The sequence below is a fragment of the Amycolatopsis sp. NPDC047767 genome (genome assembly GCF_040704195.1).
GTDB lineage: Bacteria > Actinomycetota > Actinomycetes > Mycobacteriales > Pseudonocardiaceae > Amycolatopsis.
On the sequence record NZ_JBEYSJ010000009.1, the window covers coordinates 150193 to 170299 of the forward strand.

At 69.0% G+C, this 20107-nt stretch carries 19 protein-coding genes; 9 read left to right on the forward strand and 10 right to left on the reverse strand.

The annotated features are described in order from the left end of the window. Window positions 1-30 precede the first annotated feature (30 nt). From AB0878_RS18815 to AB0878_RS18845, 7 genes are all read right to left on the reverse strand, one after another. Complete coding sequence (locus AB0878_RS18815; RefSeq protein ID WP_366581397.1) at window positions 31-708, reverse strand: response regulator transcription factor; 678 nt, start codon at window positions 706-708, stop codon at window positions 31-33. After that, the gene (locus tag AB0878_RS18820) at window positions 705-1946 is read right to left on the reverse strand and encodes a sensor histidine kinase (protein ID WP_366581398.1); all 1242 of its coding nucleotides are present in this window, start codon (window positions 1944-1946) and stop codon (window positions 705-707) included. Before AB0878_RS18820 ends, AB0878_RS18815 begins: the two co-directional genes overlap by 4 nt. 27 nt (window positions 1947-1973) lie before the next feature. Further along, complete coding sequence (locus AB0878_RS18825) at window positions 1974-2816, reverse strand: ABC transporter permease (protein WP_366581400.1); 843 nt, start codon at window positions 2814-2816, stop codon at window positions 1974-1976. Further along, a complete protein-coding gene (locus tag AB0878_RS18830) occupies window positions 2813-3742 on the reverse strand; it encodes an ABC transporter ATP-binding protein (protein WP_366581402.1) in 930 nt (309 codons plus the stop codon). Before AB0878_RS18830 ends, AB0878_RS18825 begins: the two co-directional genes overlap by 4 nt. A gap of 252 nt (window positions 3743-3994) precedes the next feature. Beyond that, entirely contained in the window at window positions 3995-4375 is a 381-nt protein-coding gene (locus tag AB0878_RS18835) for a hypothetical protein (RefSeq protein WP_366581404.1), read from the reverse strand. 3 nt (window positions 4376-4378) lie between these two features. Beyond that, window positions 4379-6364, reverse strand: a complete 1986-nt coding sequence (locus AB0878_RS18840) for a SulP family inorganic anion transporter (RefSeq protein WP_366581406.1) — start codon at window positions 6362-6364, stop codon at window positions 4379-4381. 252 nt (window positions 6365-6616) lie between these two features. Next, on the reverse strand, window positions 6617-7378 hold the full coding sequence (locus AB0878_RS18845; protein ID WP_366581408.1) for a sulfite exporter TauE/SafE family protein: 762 nt from the start codon (window positions 7376-7378) through the stop codon (window positions 6617-6619). An 83-nt stretch (window positions 7379-7461) separates the two neighbouring features. On the opposite strand from AB0878_RS18845, the gene AB0878_RS18850 reads away from it, so the two are divergent. Next, window positions 7462-8412 carry a LysR family transcriptional regulator gene (locus AB0878_RS18850; protein WP_366581410.1) on the forward strand — a complete coding sequence of 317 codons (951 nt, stop codon included), beginning with the start codon at window positions 7462-7464 and terminating at the stop codon, window positions 8410-8412. 296 nt (window positions 8413-8708) lie between these two features. Next, entirely contained in the window at window positions 8709-8903 is a 195-nt protein-coding gene (locus AB0878_RS18855; protein ID WP_366581412.1) for a hypothetical protein, read from the forward strand. A gap of 34 nt (window positions 8904-8937) precedes the next feature. Here AB0878_RS18855 and AB0878_RS18860 read toward each other — a convergent pair whose 3' ends face one another. From AB0878_RS18860 to AB0878_RS18870, 3 genes are read right to left on the reverse strand one after another with little or no spacing between them, the layout of a single operon-like run. Continuing rightward, window positions 8938-9864, reverse strand: a complete 927-nt coding sequence (locus AB0878_RS18860) for an NADP-dependent oxidoreductase (protein WP_366581414.1) — start codon at window positions 9862-9864, stop codon at window positions 8938-8940. Continuing rightward, entirely contained in the window at window positions 9864-10334 is a 471-nt protein-coding gene (locus tag AB0878_RS18865; protein ID WP_366581415.1) for a pyridoxamine 5'-phosphate oxidase family protein, read from the reverse strand. Before AB0878_RS18865 ends, AB0878_RS18860 begins: the two co-directional genes overlap by 1 nt. Window positions 10335-10348: 14 nt before the next feature. After that, the gene (locus tag AB0878_RS18870; RefSeq protein ID WP_366581417.1) at window positions 10349-10501 is read right to left on the reverse strand and encodes a hypothetical protein; all 153 of its coding nucleotides are present in this window, start codon (window positions 10499-10501) and stop codon (window positions 10349-10351) included. Window positions 10502-10574: 73 nt separating this feature from the next. On the opposite strand from AB0878_RS18870, the gene AB0878_RS18875 reads away from it, so the two are divergent. From AB0878_RS18875 to AB0878_RS18905, 7 genes are all read left to right on the forward strand, one after another. After that, window positions 10575-11957 carry a PLP-dependent aminotransferase family protein gene (locus AB0878_RS18875; RefSeq protein ID WP_366581418.1) on the forward strand — a complete coding sequence of 461 codons (1383 nt, stop codon included), beginning with the start codon at window positions 10575-10577 and terminating at the stop codon, window positions 11955-11957. 765 nt (window positions 11958-12722) lie between these two features. Further along, a complete protein-coding gene (locus AB0878_RS18880) occupies window positions 12723-14822 on the forward strand; it encodes a hydantoinase/oxoprolinase family protein (RefSeq protein ID WP_366581420.1) in 2100 nt (699 codons plus the stop codon). A 13-nt stretch (window positions 14823-14835) separates the two neighbouring features. Beyond that, a complete protein-coding gene (locus tag AB0878_RS18885; RefSeq protein WP_366581422.1) occupies window positions 14836-16830 on the forward strand; it encodes a hydantoinase B/oxoprolinase family protein in 1995 nt (664 codons plus the stop codon). Further along, on the forward strand, window positions 16827-17120 hold the full coding sequence (locus AB0878_RS18890; RefSeq protein ID WP_366581424.1) for a hypothetical protein: 294 nt from the start codon (window positions 16827-16829) through the stop codon (window positions 17118-17120). Before AB0878_RS18885 ends, AB0878_RS18890 begins: the two co-directional genes overlap by 4 nt. Continuing rightward, a complete protein-coding gene (locus AB0878_RS18895) occupies window positions 17117-17878 on the forward strand; it encodes an SDR family oxidoreductase (RefSeq protein WP_366581426.1) in 762 nt (253 codons plus the stop codon). The genes AB0878_RS18890 and AB0878_RS18895 overlap by 4 nt, the downstream gene beginning before the upstream one ends. 28 nt (window positions 17879-17906) lie before the next feature. Beyond that, window positions 17907-19373, forward strand: coding sequence for an aldehyde dehydrogenase family protein (locus tag AB0878_RS18900; protein ID WP_366581427.1), 1467 nt, complete (start codon window positions 17907-17909; stop codon window positions 19371-19373). Between the two features lie 161 nt (window positions 19374-19534). Beyond that, complete coding sequence (locus AB0878_RS18905) at window positions 19535-20074, forward strand: hypothetical protein (protein WP_366581429.1); 540 nt, start codon at window positions 19535-19537, stop codon at window positions 20072-20074. The last annotated feature ends 33 nt before the right edge of the window (window positions 20075-20107 follow it).

Here is a 20107-nt window from a genome sequence, read left to right on the forward strand (position 1 = left end):
CCATTCACATTTACGGGTGTGGGGCCGTGCTCAGGCGGGACGCACCAGGCCGACCTCGTAGGCGAGCACGACCGCCTGGACGCGGTCGCGGAGTTCCAGCTTGTTCAGGATGCGACCGACGTGCGTCTTGACGGTGGCCTCGGACAGCACCAGCTCCTCCGCGATCTCCGCGTTGGAGAGGCCGCGGGCGAGCTTGGTCAGCACTTCCCGTTCGCGGTCGGTGAGCCGGTCCAGCCCGCGCTGCGTGACCGCACGGGGGTTCCGGCCGTCCTCGTTCGGTTCGGGGATCCGGTCGGACACCGCGTCGAGCAGGCGGCGGGTCACGGTCGGCGCGACCACCGCGTCGCCGCTGGCGACCGCGCGGATGGCGGACAGCAGGTCTTCGGGCGGGACGTTCTTGAGCAGGAACCCACTGGCGCCGGCCTTGAGCCCGGGAAAGGCGTACTCGTCGATGTCGAAGGTGGTCAGGATGAGGACGCGGGAGCGGGGATGGTCCTGCACGATCTGGCGCGTCGCGTCGATCCCGTCGACGCCCGGCATCCGGACGTCCATCACGACGACGTCCGGGTCGAGTTCGGCGGTGCGGCGTACCGCGGCGGCGCCGTCTGCCGCTTCGCCGACGACTGTCATGTCCGGCTGGGAGTCGAGCACCAGCCGGAAACCCAGCCGCAGCAGGGCTTCGTCGTCGGCCAGCAGGATCCTGATCACGGGGTCACCTCGGCGGCAGTGTGACCGGTGTCGAGACGGGCGGCGACCCGCCAGCCCCCGGCGACACGGGGTCCGGCCACGACTTCGCCGCCGAACACCGCGACGCGCTCCCGCATGCCGCTGAGTCCGTGACCCGGGGCCGGCGTGTCCGGCCCGGGCTTCGTGCCGGTCCCGTCGTCGACGACTTCGAGGATCACGGACGGTTCGGCGTAGGTCAGGTGCAGGCGTGCTTCCGACGGGCCGGACGCGTGCTTGAGCACGTTCGTCAGCGCCTCCTGCGAGACCCGGTAGAGGGCCAGTTCCGCCGTGGGCGTGAGGGGGAACGGCTTTCCGGTCACCGTCCAGGACGTCGGCAGGCCCGCCACCCGGACCTGGTCGACGAGCTCGTCGATCTGGGCGATGCCGGGTTGCGGTGCGCGGGGGCTCTCCTCGCCCCGGCCGCGCAGCACGCCCAGCAGCCGGTGCATCTCTTCCAGTGCCTGCCGGCCGGTCGCCGCGACCAGGCGGGAGGCGGTCTCCGCGTCGCCGGCATCCGTGCGCGCGGCGAAGGCCGCGCCGTCGGCGAGGGCGACCATCACCGAGAGGTTGTGCGCGACGATGTCGTGCATCTCCCGGGCGATCGTCGCCCGTTCCTTCGCCGCCGCGATCTGCGACTGCTGGTCGCGCTCGCGTTCCGCACGGATCGCGCGATCCTGCAGAAAGGCCAGGTAGGCGCGCCGGGTCCGGATGTTGACCCCGAGGACGAACGCCGCGACGACAACCGCGGACACGAACACGAACCGCGCGACGGTCTCGGCGGGCTCGTCGCGGCCCGCCACCTCGAACGCAATCAGGACAGCGAGCACGAGCAACGCGAACCGGGCGCGCCGGCGGTCGGCGTAGGCGCCCACGGTGTAGACCGCCACGAGCACGGTGACCACCACCGGCGGGAACGCCGGCCCGAGCGCGCCCTCGACCATCGACAGCCCGCTGACCGCGGCGAGCACGGTCAGCGGGTAGCGGCGGCGGAACGCCAGCGTCGCCGTCATCAGCACGCCGACGGCGACGAGCGGTGGCCGCAGTTCGGGATGCACGCCCCGGTGCTCGGTCAACACCGCGAGCGGGAGCAAGACCACGGCCAGCAGCACGTCGACGGCCATCGGGTGGCGCCCGGCCCACGCCCGCAGCTGCTCGGCGCCGGGCAGGCTGGAGAGCAGTCCGTGTTCGGACACGGGCCACGCGGCGGCTGCGTCGGTCATCGGTCCATCATCCCCTGGCGCGTCGGCTCAGGCGTCGCGGCGCTTGAGCAGCACCCCGGCCAGCACCAACGCGACCGCGACATATCCGCAGAACACGGCGAAACCGGTCCACGGTGCGAGCATCGTGCTGTCGGGCCGGACGGCCAGCAGGGCCTGGCCGGCGTTGCTCGGCAGATAGGGCACGACGTGCGGGGCCCAGCTGTCCGGCAGCGCCTCCGCGATGCCCGGCAGCACGAGAAGGAGCCCGAACAGCGTTGCGATGGCACCGGCCGTGTGACGGATCAGCCAGCCGAGCGCGACCCCGAGCAGCCCGACCAAGGTCAGGTACAGGCCGACGCCGAAGACGGCGCGGAACACGCCCGGTGCCGACAGCGAGGTCTCGATGTGCTGGGAGCTGAGGAACGCCTGGCCGCCCAGGAACGCGGCGAACGAGCTGACCGTGCCGACCACGAAGGCCACGACGGCGAACATGCCGGCCTTCGCCCAGAACACCGGAAGCCTGGTCGGTACGGCGGAGAAGGTGGCCCGGATCATCCCGGTGCCGTACTCGCCGGAGACGATCAGCACTCCGAGCACGCCCAGCACCAGCTGGGCCAGCACGTAGCCGCGCAGGCTCACGTCCGTGGGGTCGAAGTGCAACTTGGCCTGCGGCCGCATCTCCGGCCAGCGCGACGCGTCGGCCGCGGAAAAGATCCAGCCCAGGGCAACCATCCCGACGATGGTGACTGCAACGGCGATCGGTGACGAGCGCAGCGACCGGAACTTCAGCCACTCCGACCGCAGGACGCCGGCCAGAGTCACCTTCAGCCGGGGCAGGGCCGCGGCCTTCGGCGCGCCCGCTTGGGGGGTGACGGGGATCGTCGTGGTCATGACACGCGCCTTTCCTGTGCGGCCTCGACGACCCGGTACTCCAGGGCGTCGTCGGTGAGCTCCATGAACGCTTCCTCGAGCGAAGCCTGGACCGGCACCAGCTCCTCGAGCGGGATGGAGCCGTCGCAGGCGATCCGGCCGATCTCGGCACTGCTGCGGCCACTGACCTCGAGCAGGTCCGGTTCCACGCTGGTGACGGACACGTCGGGACCGGTCAGCAGGTCGCGCAGGTCGGCCGCCCGGGCGGTTCGCACTCGCACCGCGTTCCCGGAGGCCCGGCCGATGAACTCGCTCACCGACGTCTCGGCGATCAGGCGCCCCTTGCCGATCACGATCAGGTGTTCCGCCGTGAGCGCCATTTCGCTGAGCAGGTGGGAGGACACCAGAACCGTCCGGCCCTCGGCGGCCAGCTCGCGCAGCAGCTTGCGGATCCAGAGAATGCCCTGCGGGTCGAGTCCGTTGACCGGCTCGTCGAGCACGAGGGTGGCCGGGTCACCGAGCAGTGCGGCGGCGACCCCGAGACGCTGGCCCATGCCGAGGGAGAAGCCACCGACGCGCTTGCCTGCCACGTCGGCGAGGCCGACCAGCCCGATCACCTCGTCGACGCGCCGGCGGGGAATGCCGGTGGTCAGGGCGAGCGCGAGCAAGTGGTTGTAGGCCGACCGTCCCGTGTGGACGGCCTTCGCCTCCAGCAGCGCGCCGACCTCCCGCAGTGGCGCGACGTGCCGGTCGTAGCGCTTGCCGTTGACCGTGACCGTGCCGGACGTCGGCGCGTCGAGACCCATGATCATCCGGATCGTGGTGGACTTCCCGGCGCCGTTCGGGCCGAGGAAACCGGTCACCGCACCGGGCCTCACCGTGAAGGTCAAGTCGTCCACGGCCACCTTCTCGCCGTACCGTTTGGACACTGCCCCTGCTTCGATCATGCCGCCTCGTTCCGTTCCGCATACTGAGCGGAGCGAAATCTAGGCCGCGCACCGGCTTCCGGCCGACGCCCGCAGGGCCGATTTCCGGCCGGCCTGGATGCGACTTCCGGCGTAGCTGCTACGCCGGAAGTCGCATCGAGGCTGACCTGCCGGCCCACCCGCGTCCGTGGACCCGCACCCGTGCGCGGACGTGCCCGAGTTGATGCCCGGCGGAGGTCGCCCGGCCCTGATCACCCGCCTCGTGACTCGCGCTCAGGCGGCCGACGCTATTCGGCAGGGAATGTCGGTGTTCTCGTCCGTGTGGTAACTCGCGCACACCCGGTGGTAGCCGTCAGCGATCTCCAAAGCGATGCCGAGGCGCAGGTCGCCGCGCACCAGCAGGATCGGCGAGAGATCCTTGCGGTCGTGGATCTTGCGCAGGTCGGAGCTCACGTGCGGGTTGTCGACCGGTAGCAGTGCCAGGCCCGCGGCGCGCAGGATGTCCTTGGCCTTGAAGAAGGCGGCGTTGCGGCCGTCCTTCAGCTCTTCGATGAGGTGGTCGACGAGGTCGGTGCCTGCGATCAGGGCGAGGTACGAGGCGGCAGCGGGGTAGTCGTGGTGCTGGGGTTCGTCGAGCCAGGTCACGGTGGTCATGTGTCAGGCCTTTCGATTGTCGAACGCGTCCAGAGCCGCGCCCGCGGTGTCGAAGTAGCTGTCCGCGCCGATCGTCCGGGTCAGTCCGTAGCGGTCCAGTTGCGTGCGGACCTCGGGCAGGACGCCGGAGAGCACGAGACGGGTGCCGTGCGTGCCCAGGCGTTTGGCGACCGTGGACAGAACGCCTGCCGAGGTGTAGTCGACGTCGCCGACGGCAGCGCAGTCAAGACAGAACCAGGTCACGGTGCGGCCGTCGGTGAGCAGGGTGGCCACGTCGGTGCCCAATCGCATGGCGTTGGCGAAATACAGGCTGCTGCCGAAGCGGTAGACGATCATGCCTTCGGTGGTGCGGCGGCCGGGCGTGACAGGCTCGGGTTGCCAGTGACCTGCCGGAGATTTGACCAGAACGCCGCTGTGCGGGCGGTAGCTGTGCCGCAGGTGATCGACGACGGACACGATGATGGCCAGCACGACGCCCTGCTCGACGCCGGTGAAAACCACGGCGGCCGCGGTCAGCAAAGCCACCACGAATTCCGCGCGCCGAACCCGGAAGATGCGGCGCATCCCGGCGATGTCGATCAGGTCGACGCCGATCAGGAACACCACGGCTGCCAGCGCCGCCAGAGGCAGCGCGCCCAGCGGACCGGTCAGGAAAACGAGCACCACCACGGCGATCACCCCGGCGGCCAGGGGAGCGATCTGGCTGCGCCCGCCCGCGCCGTCCACGATCTGCGTCTTGGTGGGGCTGCCGTTGACGACGAAGGTGCCGGTGAACGCCGCGGCCACGTTCGCCGTGCCGAGGCCGACCAGGTCGGCGTCCTCGTCGACGGTTTCCTCGTAGCGGGCGGCGTAGGCGCGCGAGGTCGCGGAACTCTGCGCGAGGATCACCACGAACATCGACACCGCGGTGCCCAGCAACGCGGACATGTCGTGCAGGTCGAAGGCGGGCAGCGTGACGTGTGGGATGCCCTGCGGAACCGAGCCCAGGACGGCGACCCCGTGCGCGGACAGGTCGACGAGCTCGCTGACCACGATCGCGCCGATGACGGCGATCAACCCGCCCGGCACTTTCTTCGCCACGAGGCGGACTCCGACGACCACGACGACTACCGCCGCGGACACCAACGCGGCCGCGGCATTGGTCTGGCCGAGCGCGCGAACGAGGTTGATCAGCTTGGGCACGGTCTGGCCGCCGCCGGCGTCCACGCCGAGCATGTCGGGCAGCTGGCCTGCCGCGACCTGGATGCCGACGCCGGTGAGAAAGCCGACCAGGACCGTACGGGACAGGAAGTTGGCCAGGAAGCCGAGCCGGATCAGCCGGGCCAGCAGCAGCATCGCGCCGACCAGCAACGCGGCCGTGCCGGCGAGCCGGACGTAGGCGGCCGAGGCGGGGACGGCCAAGGTGGCCAGACCGGCCGCGAGGATCGCTGCGGTCGCCGAGTCCGCGCCGACCACCAGGTGCCGGGACGCGCCGAACAACGCGAACAGCACCACCGGCACGAGCATCGTGTACAGGCCGGTGACCGGCGGCATTCCGGCGATCTTGGCGTAACCGAGCACCTCGGGGACGGCCAGCGCGGCCAGCGTGACACCGGCCAGCACGTCGGTACCCAGGGCACGCCGTCGGATCGGCAGGATCCCGGCCAACAGCGGGATCCGTCGTGCGCGGCTGGGCGCCGGCCTGTCCTGATCGGTCATCTCCGCGATTGTGGCACGCGGGTTGGCGCGATGAGGAAGATCTTCGCTGCCGCCAGGCGGTCTCCTGTGGCGATCTTCGGTCGGCAGCGCACTGACTCGACGAACGCGCGCCGACGCCGACGAGATCGACCGTGGCTGAGCGCTGAAGGTCGGCAACCACAACGCGATATTTGCAACAGATGCGCGGTCGCGGAAGAAGAGCCGGGTGCGGAGGCCGGATCGAAGGAGTACACAGTGGACGCTGGCCACGTCGCGGACACGGCCGTCACGGACCACCCGCTGACCGGTCACGCGACGACTGGGTGCTTCGCCACGGGGATGGCGACGGCAAACCCGGTGCCGCGCCGGTGTCCGGCGGCTTGACCCGGAGGAATACTCGCAGCCGTACCAGAGAATCTGCCGATCACCACGGCCGGGGCTTCAGGATCAGGTCCGTCGTCAGGCGGATGTGATCGGCGAGAGCTGTGACCGGTCTAGGACATTGCACAGCGCGCTCGCACAGTCTCGGGTGACACCTTCAGCGCGTTGCCGATGACCTGCCCGTCAGGCATGCAGGAAGTACAGGATGGTCGTGACCACGGCGGTTCCCAAGAGGACACCGCGCAGCAGCCAGGCGGGAAAACGACGGGCCAGGTAGGCGCCGGCGAAGCCTCCGGCCACGGCGCCGGCCAGCATGGCGGCGAGCAGGAGCGGGGCGCTCAGTGCGTTCGAGGCGATGAGGAACAGCACACTCGAGCTGACAAAGATCGCCGCGAGTTGGGTGACGCGCATCGGGTTGCTGACCGCCGTGTCCAGGCCGAGGCCGATGCTCCACAGGGCCACCGTCAGGATGCCTACGGCTCCGCCGAAGTATCCGCCATAGACGGCGAGGAAGAACTGTGCGATCAGGACCGCTCGTGAACTCATGCCGACCGAGCGGCCCCGCACGCTGCTCACTGCCCTGGAGACGTGGCGGCCGACGGCGAGGGTCACGGTGGCGAAGGCGAGCAGCCACGGCGCCGCGGCGTCGAATGACGATGCGGGCAGCACCAGCACCAGGCCGGCACCGACGCCGCTGCCGATCACGCTGACCGTTGTCAGCTTCTTCGTGGACGTGGGCCCGACGGGGGTGAGGTCGCGTCGGTACATCCACGCGCTGGCCACGGCGCCGGGTGCGAGCGCGATCCGCGCCACCGCGTTGGCCGTCACCGGCGGCATTCCGGCGGCGACGAGCACGGGCAGCGCGACGAAGGTTCCTCCGCCCCCGATGGCGTTCAACGCTCCCGCGGCGACGCCGGCCAGCAGGATGAGGAAAGACTCGGTCACCTGCCGAGCATCAGCCACGGACAAGGGATTCCACAATGCGGAATCAACGTACCCAGCCTAAGGCTGTGGCTTAGGCTGCGGCCATGCGTTACGACTTGGACGACCTGCGGCTCTTTCTCCACATCGTCACGGAGGGGTCGATCACGGCGGGCGCGCATCGCATGCATCTGAGCTTGCCCTCGGCCAGCGCCAGGGTGCGCTCGCTGGAACACCACGCCGGCGTGGCGCTGTTGGTCCGCGGTCGGCGAGGCGTGCGGCCCACGCCCGCGGGGACGACCCTGGCCCGCCACGCGCGCGACGTACTGGACCAGACCGTCCGGCTGGAAAACGCCGTCGCGAGCTACACCCGGTCTCCGGCCGCTCCGCTGGTTCTGCTGGGCGGGGGCTCCGCGATGCACCGGCTCGTGCCGCAAGCCCTGATCTCGTTCCTCGGCGCCCACCCGGACATCGATGTCACCGTGGCCGAGAGCCGCACTCCACAGACGGTGCGGATGCTGGCCGACGGAGAGGCCGATCTGGGGGTCGTCCTCGACGACGAGGCCGACGGCTGCGGCCTGCGGGTGGAGCCCCTCGGCGACGACTGCCTCGTCGTGATCGGCCAGGCCGGGGGGATCCTCGCCGGGCGGACTTCGCTGACCTACAGCGAAGTTGCCGAACACCCGCTCGTCGGCCTCGACGCCGACTCCTCGCTGCGCCGCTGGATCGAGAAGCACCTGGGGCCCCACGCCCCGGTGGTGCGCCACCGCACCACCGTCGCCAACCTGAGCGTCCTCGTCTCCCTCGCCGCCGCCGGCGTCGGACTTGCCGTCGTGCCACGTCGCGCCATCGACCCCGGCCAGCCCCTCGACGTGTGCGAACTGCAGGACCCCTGGGCCAACCGCCACCACCTGCTGGCCTGGGCCGTCAAGGAAGGCCCCGCATCGGCGGCCGCCGAAGCACTCGCCGAACACCTGCGCCGCGCGGCCTTGTCCGAACCTTCTCTCCGCAACGTGCACGCAGACCCCGCCGGCCGCCAATCCTTCGACGACGCCTGACGGAGCACCGGTCACAGCCAGGGTGCGCAACGTGCGGCGGCGTCGCGTGCTGGTAGTACGCAAAGAACAAGTCGAGCTCCGACCTAAGGCGACGGAGCAGACTTTCTCGTTGGGGCAGCTGCAGATTGCGCCGCGCGGGAAGGCGACCCGACGGCAGGCAGCCATCATCCTGCTTCGTCAGCATCGGCCTGACTCAGGGGCAGAACCCGTGGCCGCCCACTCGACGCGGCGCCCGCCGCGATGGCCCCCGCGCCGTCCGTCGGCTCGGTGATCGGCCAGGCGCGGAGGACGCCGAGATGACGTTGTCGGGCGAGCACACCGAGTACGGCTGGTTCACCCTGAACGGCGCGGCGAAGGCTGTGCGGTGGGATTCCAACCGCACAGCCCTCCGGGAGCTGGACCACCGGCTACGCCACGGCATCGGTTGTCCGGTGATCGGGTCGGCGCCGGTGCACAACACGGGGTGTTGCGACGCCGGCGCCAATGTGTGAGAGGTGAGCGGGTTCAGTTATCGGTAAATCGTGGTCAGGTACGAAGGACGACCGGTCCGCCCTTGGTACCGGAGATGGCGTGCTCGAGTGCTGTCGCTGCCTCGGCCAGTGGCAACACGGCGCCCACCGACAGCGTCAGCCGGCCATCGCCCAGCAACGCCGAGAGCTCTGCGAGCTGGGTGGCGTCTGGGCGCACGTAGACGTTGGTGACGCCGATGCCGCGTTCGGCCGCCGGCGGGTCGCCGGTGATGGTCGCCATCCGGCCACCTTCCCGCAACGCCGCGATGGTGGCGGTGCTGCCCCCGGGAACCGCGTTGAGGGCGGCGTCGGCGCCGAGGCCGCCGGTCAGTTCACGGACGCGGTCGGGCCATTCGCTGTCGTGGTAGTCGAGGACCTCGGCCGCTCCGGCCTGCGTGACCCGAGCGGCGCTCGACGGTCCCGCTGTGGCGATTACGCGGGCGCCACGCAGCGCGGCGAGCTGCACGGCCAATCCGCCAGTGGTGCTGCCCGCGCCGTGGACTAGCAAGGTCTGGTTCTCGGCGAGCTTGAGTGACTCCGACAGGACCTGCTCCGCGGTCAGGGCGGGAACCGGGAATGCGGCCGCCGTCTCCCACGACACGCCGGCAGGCTTCCGCGCGATCAGGCCCGCGTCCACAACCACGCGCTCGGCCCAGCAACCCTGGTGGCTCAGCGGAAGCGGGTGACCGAGGACCTCGTCACCCGCCCGAAAGTCGGTGACCTGCGAACCGACCGCGACAACCGTTCCGGCGACTTCCACACCCAGCGCCATCGGCGGTGTCAGCCCGACGTCCCACGCCCCCGTCCGCACGATGTTGTCCCAGTTGCCGACACCCGCCGCGGCAACCTCGATCACCACCTCGCCCGGACCCGGGCCATCAGGCTCGGGGAGGTCGAACACCTCGACCAGGCCACCGATTTCGCGCACACCAGCGGCACGCATCACATATTCTCCATTTCATGGTGAACAACCCGATATTTGTCGGACCACTCGGCAACTAGTGCGCCTTCATCGGCACCGCCGAAAGTGTAAGCGGGCGATGTGATCGGTTGGACGTGATCGATGCGGACCAGAACCGCTTCGTGGGCGGGGTAATCCGGTCCGTTCAGGTCGAGCAGCCAGCTGTGCAGCCACTGGTGAATCGACGTTCCACGACCATGAATCGTCGCCGTTCCGGTGAAGCGGTAGCCTCGTCTTCGGAGGAAGTCCACCGCATTCATCTCGAGACGTGGGTCCGCGGTGAGGTTGGCGATCGTCCCGGGTGAGGCAATGTTCATGAACGCGATGTGCTCGTCGTCGTACACCCGTGCCGACCCCTTCGGCGACAGGCTGGGCGAGCCGTCGGGCCGCACCGTCGCGACGAAGGTGAGCTTGGCGGCCTCAACGATCAGCCGCATGTCGGCGTTGATCATCTCCTCGACTCCTGTCATTTCGAATGTGCCCCGGTCGGCCACACCCGAATCCGGTTCGAGCGCCTGGCAGCCCACGGCGACACCTGATCCTCGCCTTCGCGGTGCTCCAGCTCACGAAGGTCGACAGCCACCAGCGGGATGTCCGAAAGCACGCTGGTTTCTTCCATGTCAGCAGGCTAGTCAGCATTCGGACCCGGGGTAGAGTCCAAATCCATGACGGATATGGGTACCACTTCCGGGGTGGAACTCTTCTTGCCGATCGAACCGCCGCGGCCTGGACGGCCCCGTCGGGTCCAGCTCGAAAGCGCCCTGCGTGACGCGGTGCGAACCGGTCGGCTCGCGGCCGGCCAGCGGTTGCCGGCCAGCCGCGTACTGGCCGAAGACCTCGGAGTCTCTCGGCGCCTGGTGGTCGAGGTCTACACCCAGCTGACCGCCGAGGGCTATCTGATCAGCCGGACCGGCTCCGGCACCCGCGTCTCCGACCTTCCCCTGCCACCGGTGACCACCGCGCCGGCTCCGCCCCGGACATTCGAGCGCGCGGTGCGATGGGACCTGCGTCCGGGCCTTCCGACGCTGTCGGGATTCCCGCGCCGCTTCTGGAAGCGCGCGTGGACTGCCGCCATGGATGCCGCCGCGGATTCCGATCTGGAGTACCCCGACCCCGCCGGGCATCCGCGGCTGCGTCGGGTGCTGGCCGGTTACCTCGGCCGGGTCCGCGGAGTGGACGCTGACCCACAGCGGCTGCTGATCTGCGCGGGCTTCACCCAAGGTCTCCACGTACTCGCCCACACCTTGCGTGCCCGGGGCGCCCGGACCGTCGCAATCGAGGACCCTGGATTGCCGCACCGCGCGCCGATCCTGCGCCAGGCTGGTCTCACGGTCCTGCCGGTCCCGGTCGATGCCGACGGTGTCCTCGTGGACCAACTTCCGGAGCGGGGCGTCGACGCTGTACTGACCACCCCGGCGCACCAGTTCCCGACCGGCGCGATCATGGCACCCGCCCGGAGGGAGGCGGTGCTGGCCTGGGCCGGGCGGTGCGGCGCGGTAGTCGTCGAGGACGATTACGACGGAGAGTTCCGCTTCGATCGTCGCGCCGTGGGCTGCTTGCAAGGCCGTGCACCCGACCGCGTCGTCTACCTCGGATCCGCCAGTAAGACCCTTGCCCCGGCGGTTCGCCTGGGCTGGATGGTCAGCCCGGCCGAGTTGCACGCCGAGCTGGTGCCCAACAAGTTCCTCGCCGATCACGGCAGCCCGGCCATCGATCAGCTCGCTCTGGCGCATCTCATCGAGGTCGGTGATTACGACCGCCACATCCGCGCTGCCCGGAACCGCTACCGAAGCGCGCGGCAGGCACTCGAACAGGCCATCGCCCGCCACAACGCGCCCTTGAGGCTTGTCGGGACACCAGCCGGTGTGCAGACTCTCGCCGCCCAGCTCGACGACACGCACCCCGATCAGTTGACCGCGCGCGCCCGTGCGGTCGGGATCGCATTCGACTCCATCACCCGCTACCAGCTCAACCCCGATGCAAACCCGCACGGTGTAGTGATCGGTTACGGCAACATCAGCCCCCACGCGATCGACGAGGCCATCGCCCTGCTTGCCACCCTCACGTTCCGGTGACCTCAGGCTCGAACTCCGACAGGTTGCCGGGAGCGGCGAGGCTGGGTCCGGCTCTCGATCCGGCGCCGTCGGCATCACTCCTGCCGCCGGCCGCGGCCGGCATCCTGCGAGAGCTTGTCCGAGCACGGTGATATGCCGGTCCTGGTATGTCCAACGACAGAAGGTGCATTGGCACGTTCTGTCGCGGTGATGCATGCTGCCTCACATGGCTGCCGCCGGTCGGACATAGGACGTTCGAAGTATTTCGAGCTGCGCGAAAACATTCCTCGCGGAGACGCGAAGTAATTTTGATTCTTGCGCCGAGCGCCACGTTGTGGCGCTGCACGGCCCGGCAGCGCACCCGCGCACCCAGGTCCCGAACCGCGAACCTTCGGCTGCGCCCGGCCCACGCCCGTGCAGATCGACGGCCGGTTCGGGCCGGCCGGTTCCACGGTGCGCGCAGTGCCGATCGGTTTGCCGACCACAACGTCACTGATTGACAAAGCGTTGTCGGACAACGGCAACTGCTGCCGTTCCGCTGCGTGGCGGACCACTCCGCGTCGAACCGGAGATCACTTCGAAACGCGTTCCGCCTGACCGACGTCAAGCGCGTGGCGAGGTCCACTGCTTCCACCGAACCCTGGGCCGAAACGTCGGAACCGTCACCCGGACGCGCGGTGTTCTCTGTCAGGCAGAAACTCGCACTGGACAACAGAGCACGCGGCTGTCTACCGTGTCTCCATCCCAAGTGGAGCTCTGGTCAATGTCGAGTAGAGGGAGCAATCCGTGGCGTACGTGATAGGCATCGATATCGGGGGCACGTTCACGGACGCCTTCGCCGCCGATGAGGCGGGACGGGTGGCCGCGACCAAGACTCCGTCCACTCCGCCCGACTTCTCCCGGGGGTTCCTCGCGGTTCTGGACGAACTGGCCGGAGCGCTCGAGATCGAGACCGCCGAGCTGCTCGCCGACACCCACTACATCGTGCACGGGACGACCTCGACGTTGAACGCGTTGGTCACCGGGGACGTGGCCACGGTCGGTTTCCTCACCACGCGCGGGCACGCGGACTCGATCGCGATCATGAACCTCGAAGGGCGCTACGCGGGACTCGGCTCGGACCAGGTCCAGGACATGGTGCTGACGAACAAGCCGAAGCCGCTGGTGCCGCCGCAGTTGATTCGCGAGCTCGACGAGCGCATCGACCACAAGGGACACGAGGTCGTGGCCCTGGACGAAGCGGCAACCCGGATCGCGATTCGCGAGCTCGTCGCGGCCGGCGCACAGGCCATTGCCGTGTCTTTGTTGTGGAGCTTCCGAAACGACGCGCACGAACGGCGGGTGGGCGAGTTGATCGCGGAGGAGGCGCCCGGGTTGTACGTGGCGCTGTCCTGCGATGTGAGCCCACGGATTCGCGAGTACGCCCGCAGCGCCACCACGATCATGAACACCCAGGTCGGCCCGCGGCTGCGGGACTACCTGCGGCCATTGGAGGCCGAGCTGCGCTCTCTCGGCTTCGGTGGTTCGCTGCTCGTGATGCAGGGTTCGGGCGGCTGCGTCGATTCCGGTGACGCCCCGTCGCGGGCGATCACCACGATCGGCTCCGTCCTGACCGGAGGTGTCGTGGGCTGCACCCGCCTGGCCGACGCCCTGGGCCACCGCAACGTGATCTCCACCGACATGGGCGGAACCACGTTCCTCGCGGGGCTCGTCGTCGACGGTGAACCGGTGGCCACGACGAGCACGGTGCTCAACCAGTACCAGCTGAACGTGCCGATGGTCGACGTGCACACCATCGGCGCCGGCGGCGGCGCGATCGCCTGGGTCGACCCGGGGCGCAACCTGCGCGTCGGTCCGCGCAGCGCCGGTGCGCGGCCGGGCCCGGCGTGCTACGGCGAGGGTGGCACCGAACCGACCGTCAGCGACGTCGACCTGCTGCTCGGCATCATCAACCCGGACAACTTCCTCGGTGGCCGCAAAAAGCTGTCCAAGGACCTCGCGGCCGAGGCCGTGCGGACGCACATCGCCGAGCCACTGGGCCTGTCCGTCGACGACGCCGCGGCCGCGATCTACGCCATCCAGAACGCCCAGACCGCGGACCTCGTCCGCAAAGTCGTCGTCACTTCCGGGCAGGACCCACGCGATTTCGCGCTCTACGCCTTCGGCGGCGCGGGTCCCATGCACTGCGCCAGCTATGCGGCCGACCTCGATGTCGCGGAGGTGGTGGTCCCGCTCGGACCGACCGCCGCGGTGTTTTCCGCCTACGGCCTGGCCGCGTCGGACATCGTGCTCACCGCCGAGATGTCGTTGCCGAGCAACTTCCCCAACCCGGTGGAGGATTTCAACGCGGCGTTCGCGCAGTTGCGTTCGGAGCTCGATGGCCGGCTGGGCGTGCAGAAACTGGCGTTCGGCAACGTCATCTACCGCAACGAGGCCGACCTCCGTTACACGATGCAGCTCGCCGAAGTCCCGACACCGGTCCCGGCCGGCGCGATCGACACGACCGGGCTGGAGGACGTCTCCACCGCCTTCGGTGAGCTCTACGAACGCTTGTACGGCAAGGGGTCCGGGTTCGCCGAGGCGGGTTTGCAGCTGATCACCTACCGCACGCAGGCAGTCGGCGAGCTGCCGATCCGACCTCGGCTGGCAGAGGTCGGCGTCGCGACCGACGCGCCGGTCCCGTCCAGCACCCGCCAGGTTTTCCTCGACGCGCGCCGCGGCTGGCAGCGCGCCGACATCTTCGACTACCGCGCCCTCGGGGCCGGCCAGGAAATCAAGGGCCCCGCCGTCGTCGAGGCCCCGACCACGACGGTCGCCCTGCCCGAAGGCTGCATCGGCCGCGTCGATCGGCTCGGCAACCTCGTCATCAGCTACACCAAGGCCTGAGAGGAACGCGCCGATGCCCGTCATCCCCGTTTCCGGTTCCGAGGAATTCGCGAACCTGCCCACGTCTCCCGCCGAGACCCGCCGGATCGTCGGCGACGCCGTGCGCCTGCACGACATCGATCAGTCCGTCGTGGACGGCCTCGACCCCCTCACCTACGAGGTGATCCGCCACCGCCTCACCTCGATCACCGAGGAGATGGGGGAGGCCCTCAAACGCATGTCCGGCTCGGTCGTGGTGACCGATTGCAACGATTTCGACGCCGCGATCATGGACGAGGTCGGTGACGTCGTCCAGGTCGGCCTCTACAACACCGAACTGGCCGCGTCACTGGACATGGCGGCGAACTGGACACTGCGGGACCGCGCCGCACGTCCCGGAATTCGCCCGGGGGACATGTTCCTGTGCAACGACCCCTGGGTCGGCGGCGGCCTTCACCAGAACGACGTCAGCCTGTTCGCGCCACTGTTCGTCGACGGCGAGCTCTTCGCCTGGACGGGAGCGGTCGCGCACCAGGTCGACCTCGGCGGCGTTTCGCCGGGCAGCTGGTCCGTCGGCGCGACCGACGTGTTCTGGGAGTCCGTGCCGACCCCTCCGGTCAAGATCGTCGAAGGCGGTGAGATCCGTGCCGACATCGAGGACATGTACCTGCGGCGCTCGCGCGTGCCCAAGCTGGTCGCGCTCGACCTGCGGGCCAAGATCGGGGCCAACAACGTCGCGCACGAACGGCTGCGCGCGCTCTGCGACAAGTACGGCGCCGCCACCGTCAAAGCCGTCATGCGCCGCGTGCTCAACGACGCGGAGTCGCGGCTGCGCACGAAACTGTCCGAACTGCCCGACGGTTCCTGGACTTCGGTGGCACACCAGGACTCCGCCCGCTCCGGTGACCGCGGCATCTACAAGATCGTCTGCACCCTCACCAAGACCGGCGACCAGCTGACCTTCGACTTCACCGGCACCGATCCTCAGGTCGACGGCCTGATCAACTGCACCTACGCGGGCCTGCGCGGGGGCATCATGCCGGTCCTGCTGACCACGCTGTGCGGGGACATCCCCTGGGCGCCCGGCGGCCTCTACCGCTGCCTCGACATCGTCAGCGAACCCGGCACGATCAACAACTGCACCTTCCCGGCGGGGATCGGCAAGGCCTCGGTCGCGTCCGCCTGGGCGACCACCAACGTCGTCACCGAATGCCTGGCCGGGCTGCTCGACGCCCACCCCCGGCACCGCGAGCGCCTGATGAGCGTCTGCTGCGGCACGTGGGACTTCGCGTTGCTCGCCGGCGTCGACCAACGCGGCGGTGGTTTCGTCACGATGCTGTGCGACTCGATGGCCGGCGGCCTTGGTGCGCGGACCCACTCCGACGGCGTCGATACCGGTGGCCTGGCGTGCATCCCGATGGGCCGCGTCGCGGACGTCGAGATGAACGAGTTCAGTTTTCCCATGCTCTACCTGTGGCGCCGAGAGGAGGCGGACTCGGGTGGCCCGGGTCGCTACCGCGGTGGGGTCGGCGCTTCGAGCTGTTTCATCCCCTATGACAGCCCGCTGGGCGGCGTCCACCTCGTCGTCTCCGCACCCGGCAAGGCTCTTCCCCTGGCCGGCGGCCTCGCCGGTGGGCTCCCCGCGGGAACCCAGCACGACGTCCTGCTGAGGTCCACCACCGTCCACGCCGATTTCGCCGAGGGGCGCATCCCGTCGTCGCTTGCCGAGCTCGGCGGCGAACCGGACGTGCTGCCCACGCACCACGAGACGGAGCTCGGCGGCAGCGACGTCTACTTCACGCACTGGCAGGGCGGCGGCGGATACGGGGACCCGATGCTGCGCGATCCGGAGGCGGTCGCGGCCGATGTGATCGCGCACAAGGTCTCGCCGGCCGGAGCGGCGGACGTCTACGGCGTCGTCCTCACGGCAGACGGCACCGTCGACACCGAAGCGACGCGAACCCGCCGCGCAGCACTCCGGCGCAGCCGTGCCGGACTGGACGAAGACCGCCAGGAGGCCAACGCATGACGCTCTTCCTTGACGACAACCTCGAACAGCAACCGGACGGGCAAGTCGTCTGCCGGCACTGCGCACAGGTTCTCGGTGATGCCGCGGCACCGATGCGCGACGCCTTGGTCCGGGAAACCCTGCCCGCCAACGCCGGACCGTCCGTCCGGGAAGACGCGGCCCGGTTCACCGACCGGCCCGTGGTCTTCCGGCAAACCTTCTGCCCCCAGTGCCTGACCCAGCTCCAGGCCGAAATCGTGCCCGGCGACGAACCGTCCTCACGGCACCGCTCCCTGGTGGTGGGCGCATGAGTACCTCGCTGGAGGGACGCACCGTCGTCGTCACCGGCGGAGGGCAAGGATTGGGGCGCGCCTACGCCCAGCGCGTCGCGGCGGACGGTGGGACCGCCGTCATCGCCGACATCAACACCGAGTCCGGGGAGAAGGTCGCCGCCGAGATCACCGAAGCGGGTGGCAATGCTTGCTTCCACTACCTCGACGTCGGCGACCAGGCTTCGTGTCGCGCCTTCGCCGAGTTCGTCGACCGTGAGTTCGGCAGCCTGCACGGCCTGGTGAACAACGCGGCCATCTTCTCGACGATCGTGATGCGCCCGTTCTGGGAGATCCCGGTCGAAGAGTGGGACCGCCTCATGGCCGTCAACCTGCGTGGGCCGTTCCTGCTGACCACGGCGTTACTGCCCGCCCTGAGGCTGGGCGGTGACTCGAGCATCGTCAACGTCTCCTCCGACGCCGTGTGGCTGGGCCGCGCCGGGTACCTGCACTACACCGCGAGCAAAGGCGGTGTGACCGGGATGACCTACTCGATGGCACGCGAACTGGGTGGCGACGGAATCCGCGTGAACGCGATCTCGCCCGGCCCCACTTACACCGAGGTGCCCCGGGGAACTGTCTCGGCGGCTCAAAAGGAAGCGATGCACGCCGCGCAAGCACTCCACCGGGACGCCGGACCCGAGGACATGGTCGGTGTTGTCGCGTTCCTGCTCTCCGACGACAGCCGTTTCATCACCGGACAAGTCCTCTCCGTCAGCGGTGGGTTGCTTCACCGATGACTCCTCCGACAAGTGAAGGACTCCCCACATGACCACGCGGGACCTGCTCTCCACCGTCGTCGACCGGTCTTGGGAGGTGCAGCTTCACGGCCGCCCGATGCCGACACGGAACCGGTACGAGATCGAAGACCCCACGACCGGCCGGCGCCTGACCGACGCACCCGACTGCTCGGCCGGAGAAGTGGACGAGATCGTCCGCGCGGCAGCCGAAGCCCAGCGTGAATGGGCAAAACTACCTGTGCGTGCCCGCGCCGCGAAGGTTCGCGCGTTCGCCGAGCTCCTCCGCGCTCATGAGGAGGAACTGGCGACGATCGACACGATCGACGCCGGCTTCCCGCTGCCGGTGATGCGGGCGGATGTCGGCGCCGCGGCGACGATCGTCGACATCATGGCCGACCACGCACTGCAGCTCGGTGGGTCGACCTATCCGTTGTCGGGCAACCTGCATTACAGCCTGCAGGAGCCCTACGGCGTCGTCGCGCGCATTGTGCCGTTCAACCACCCGCTGTTCTTCGCCGCCTCCAAGGTCGCGGCGCCACTGGTTGCAGGCAACGCGGTCGTGCTCAAGGCTCCCGACCAGACGCCTCTGTCCGCATTGAGAATGGCGGAGCTGGCAGCCGAAGTCTTCGGCCCCGATCTCTGCGCGGTCATCAGCGGGCGCGGCGCGGTCAGCGGAGCCGCGCTTGTCGCGCATCCACTGATCCGGCGCATCGGTTTCATCGGTGCTCCCGACACCGGCCGGATGATTCAACGCTCAGCCGCCGAGGCCGGTGTCAAGTACGTCAGCCTCGAACTGGGTGGCAAGAACGCCCTTGTCGTCCTGCCCGACGCGGATCTGGACCGAGCTGTCGAGAGCGCGGTGTTCGGGATGAACTACACGGCCACGGCCGGTCAGTCCTGTGGCTCGACCAGCCGGCTGCTGCTGCACGAATCGATCGCCGATCAGGTTCTCGAGGCGGTCGTCGAACATGTCCGATCGATTCGCGTCGGCCACCCGCTCGACGCGGACACTCAGATGGGTCCCGTGATTTCCTGCAACCAGTACGACAAATCCCTGGACGCCATCGCTGCGGCAACCTCTGCGGGCGGCAAGGCGCTCGCGGGAGGCGGTCGACCCGACACTGTCGGACCGGACGGGTGGTACGTCTCTCCCACGGTGCTGGCGGGAATTTCTCCCGACAATCCGGCCGCGGTTGCCGAGATCTTCGGTCCGGTGCTGTCGGTGCTGACATTCCGGGACGAAGCCGAAGCGGTGGCCATCGCCAACAGCAGCGAATACGGACTTACCGCGGGAGTCTTCACCAGTGACGTCACCCGCGCTCACCGGATCGCGAGCGAGTTGCAGGCCGGCTACGTATGGATCAACGGAAGTTCCCGGCATTACTGGGGTCTCCCGTTCGGCGGCGTGAAGTCGTCGGGCGTCGGCCGTGAAGAGTCGGTGGACGAGCTGCTGTCTTACACTGAAACCAAAGCAGTGACCGTTGTGATGGAGTGAAAGCGGTACGTCGCGGGCCTCACCCTGAGCACTCCCTGCACTCGCAAGTGCGCAGGGTGGGGCCGTGAAATGTGACGATCGTGGAGAGGGCCGCGTCGGCGGCCAGGAGCAGCGCTGCCGGCCGAGTTGCTGCACCGCATTTTGTGCCATGATCGAGTGTCATGACGACCCGTATCGATGTGCGGCAGCTGCCTCAGGACGTCGCGGACCTCATCATCGGCGGCGAGGACCTCGTGATCACGAGGGACGGCGAACCGATCGCGACCGTGACAAGCACCGCGTTCGACGTCGATCCCGGCACGCGGGACGGCTACGACAACCCGACGGTCGTGGCCACCACGATGAAGCTGTCCCGTGCGGCCCGTGCGGCGTTGTCCGAGCAGTTGGGGTCGGACTACATCGTGCTGGACTTGCACTCCGCGCCGAAGACCGCGGATGTGGTGCTGGTGCCGCCGGTGAGCCCGCAGCTGATCAGCGCCTTGCGCGAGACGTACACGAAGGCGCGTGTCGTTGTCGCCGAGATCGAGGACCCGGAATGGGGCATCCGCTACGAGGGGCCGATCCGCCGCATGATCGACGCGGGCGCCGAGACCTACCTGGCATCAACGACGATCCCGCGCCTGGCGGCGCAGCTCGACCACGTCGTTGTCCAACAGAAGCTTCACATCGCGGGCCCGACGCAGCTGACAATCGAGGAATAGCCCACCGAATGCTCAGCAGGTCCTCGATCAACG

What these genes read in the sequence shown, in the direction of transcription:
- AB0878_RS18820 (WP_366581398.1), bottom strand. Translation starts at nt 1,946, where the DNA reads ATGACCGACGCAGCCGCCGCGTGGCCCGTGTCCGAACACGGACTGCTC.
- AB0878_RS18825 (WP_366581400.1), bottom strand. Translation starts at nt 2,816, where the DNA reads ATGACCACGACGATCCCCGTCACCCCCCAAGCGGGCGCGCCGAAGGCC.
- AB0878_RS18830 (WP_366581402.1), bottom strand. Translation starts at nt 3,742, where the DNA reads ATGATCGAAGCAGGGGCAGTGTCCAAACGGTACGGCGAGAAGGTGGCC.
- AB0878_RS18835 (WP_366581404.1), bottom strand. Translation starts at nt 4,375, where the DNA reads ATGACCACCGTGACCTGGCTCGACGAACCCCAGCACCACGACTACCCC.
- AB0878_RS18850 (WP_366581410.1), top strand. Translation starts at nt 7,462, where the DNA reads ATGCGTTACGACTTGGACGACCTGCGGCTCTTTCTCCACATCGTCACG.
- AB0878_RS18855 (WP_366581412.1), top strand. Translation starts at nt 8,709, where the DNA reads ATGACGTTGTCGGGCGAGCACACCGAGTACGGCTGGTTCACCCTGAAC.
- AB0878_RS18860 (WP_366581414.1), bottom strand. Translation starts at nt 9,864, where the DNA reads ATGCGTGCCGCTGGTGTGCGCGAAATCGGTGGCCTGGTCGAGGTGTTC.
- AB0878_RS18865 (WP_366581415.1), bottom strand. Translation starts at nt 10,334, where the DNA reads ATGATCAACGCCGACATGCGGCTGATCGTTGAGGCCGCCAAGCTCACC.
- AB0878_RS18870 (WP_366581417.1), bottom strand. Translation starts at nt 10,501, where the DNA reads ATGGAAGAAACCAGCGTGCTTTCGGACATCCCGCTGGTGGCTGTCGAC.
- AB0878_RS18885 (WP_366581422.1), top strand. Translation starts at nt 14,836, where the DNA reads ATGCCCGTCATCCCCGTTTCCGGTTCCGAGGAATTCGCGAACCTGCCC.
- AB0878_RS18890 (WP_366581424.1), top strand. Translation starts at nt 16,827, where the DNA reads ATGACGCTCTTCCTTGACGACAACCTCGAACAGCAACCGGACGGGCAA.
- AB0878_RS18895 (WP_366581426.1), top strand. Translation starts at nt 17,117, where the DNA reads ATGAGTACCTCGCTGGAGGGACGCACCGTCGTCGTCACCGGCGGAGGG.
- AB0878_RS18900 (WP_366581427.1), top strand. Translation starts at nt 17,907, where the DNA reads ATGACCACGCGGGACCTGCTCTCCACCGTCGTCGACCGGTCTTGGGAG.
- AB0878_RS18905 (WP_366581429.1), top strand. Translation starts at nt 19,535, where the DNA reads ATGACGACCCGTATCGATGTGCGGCAGCTGCCTCAGGACGTCGCGGAC.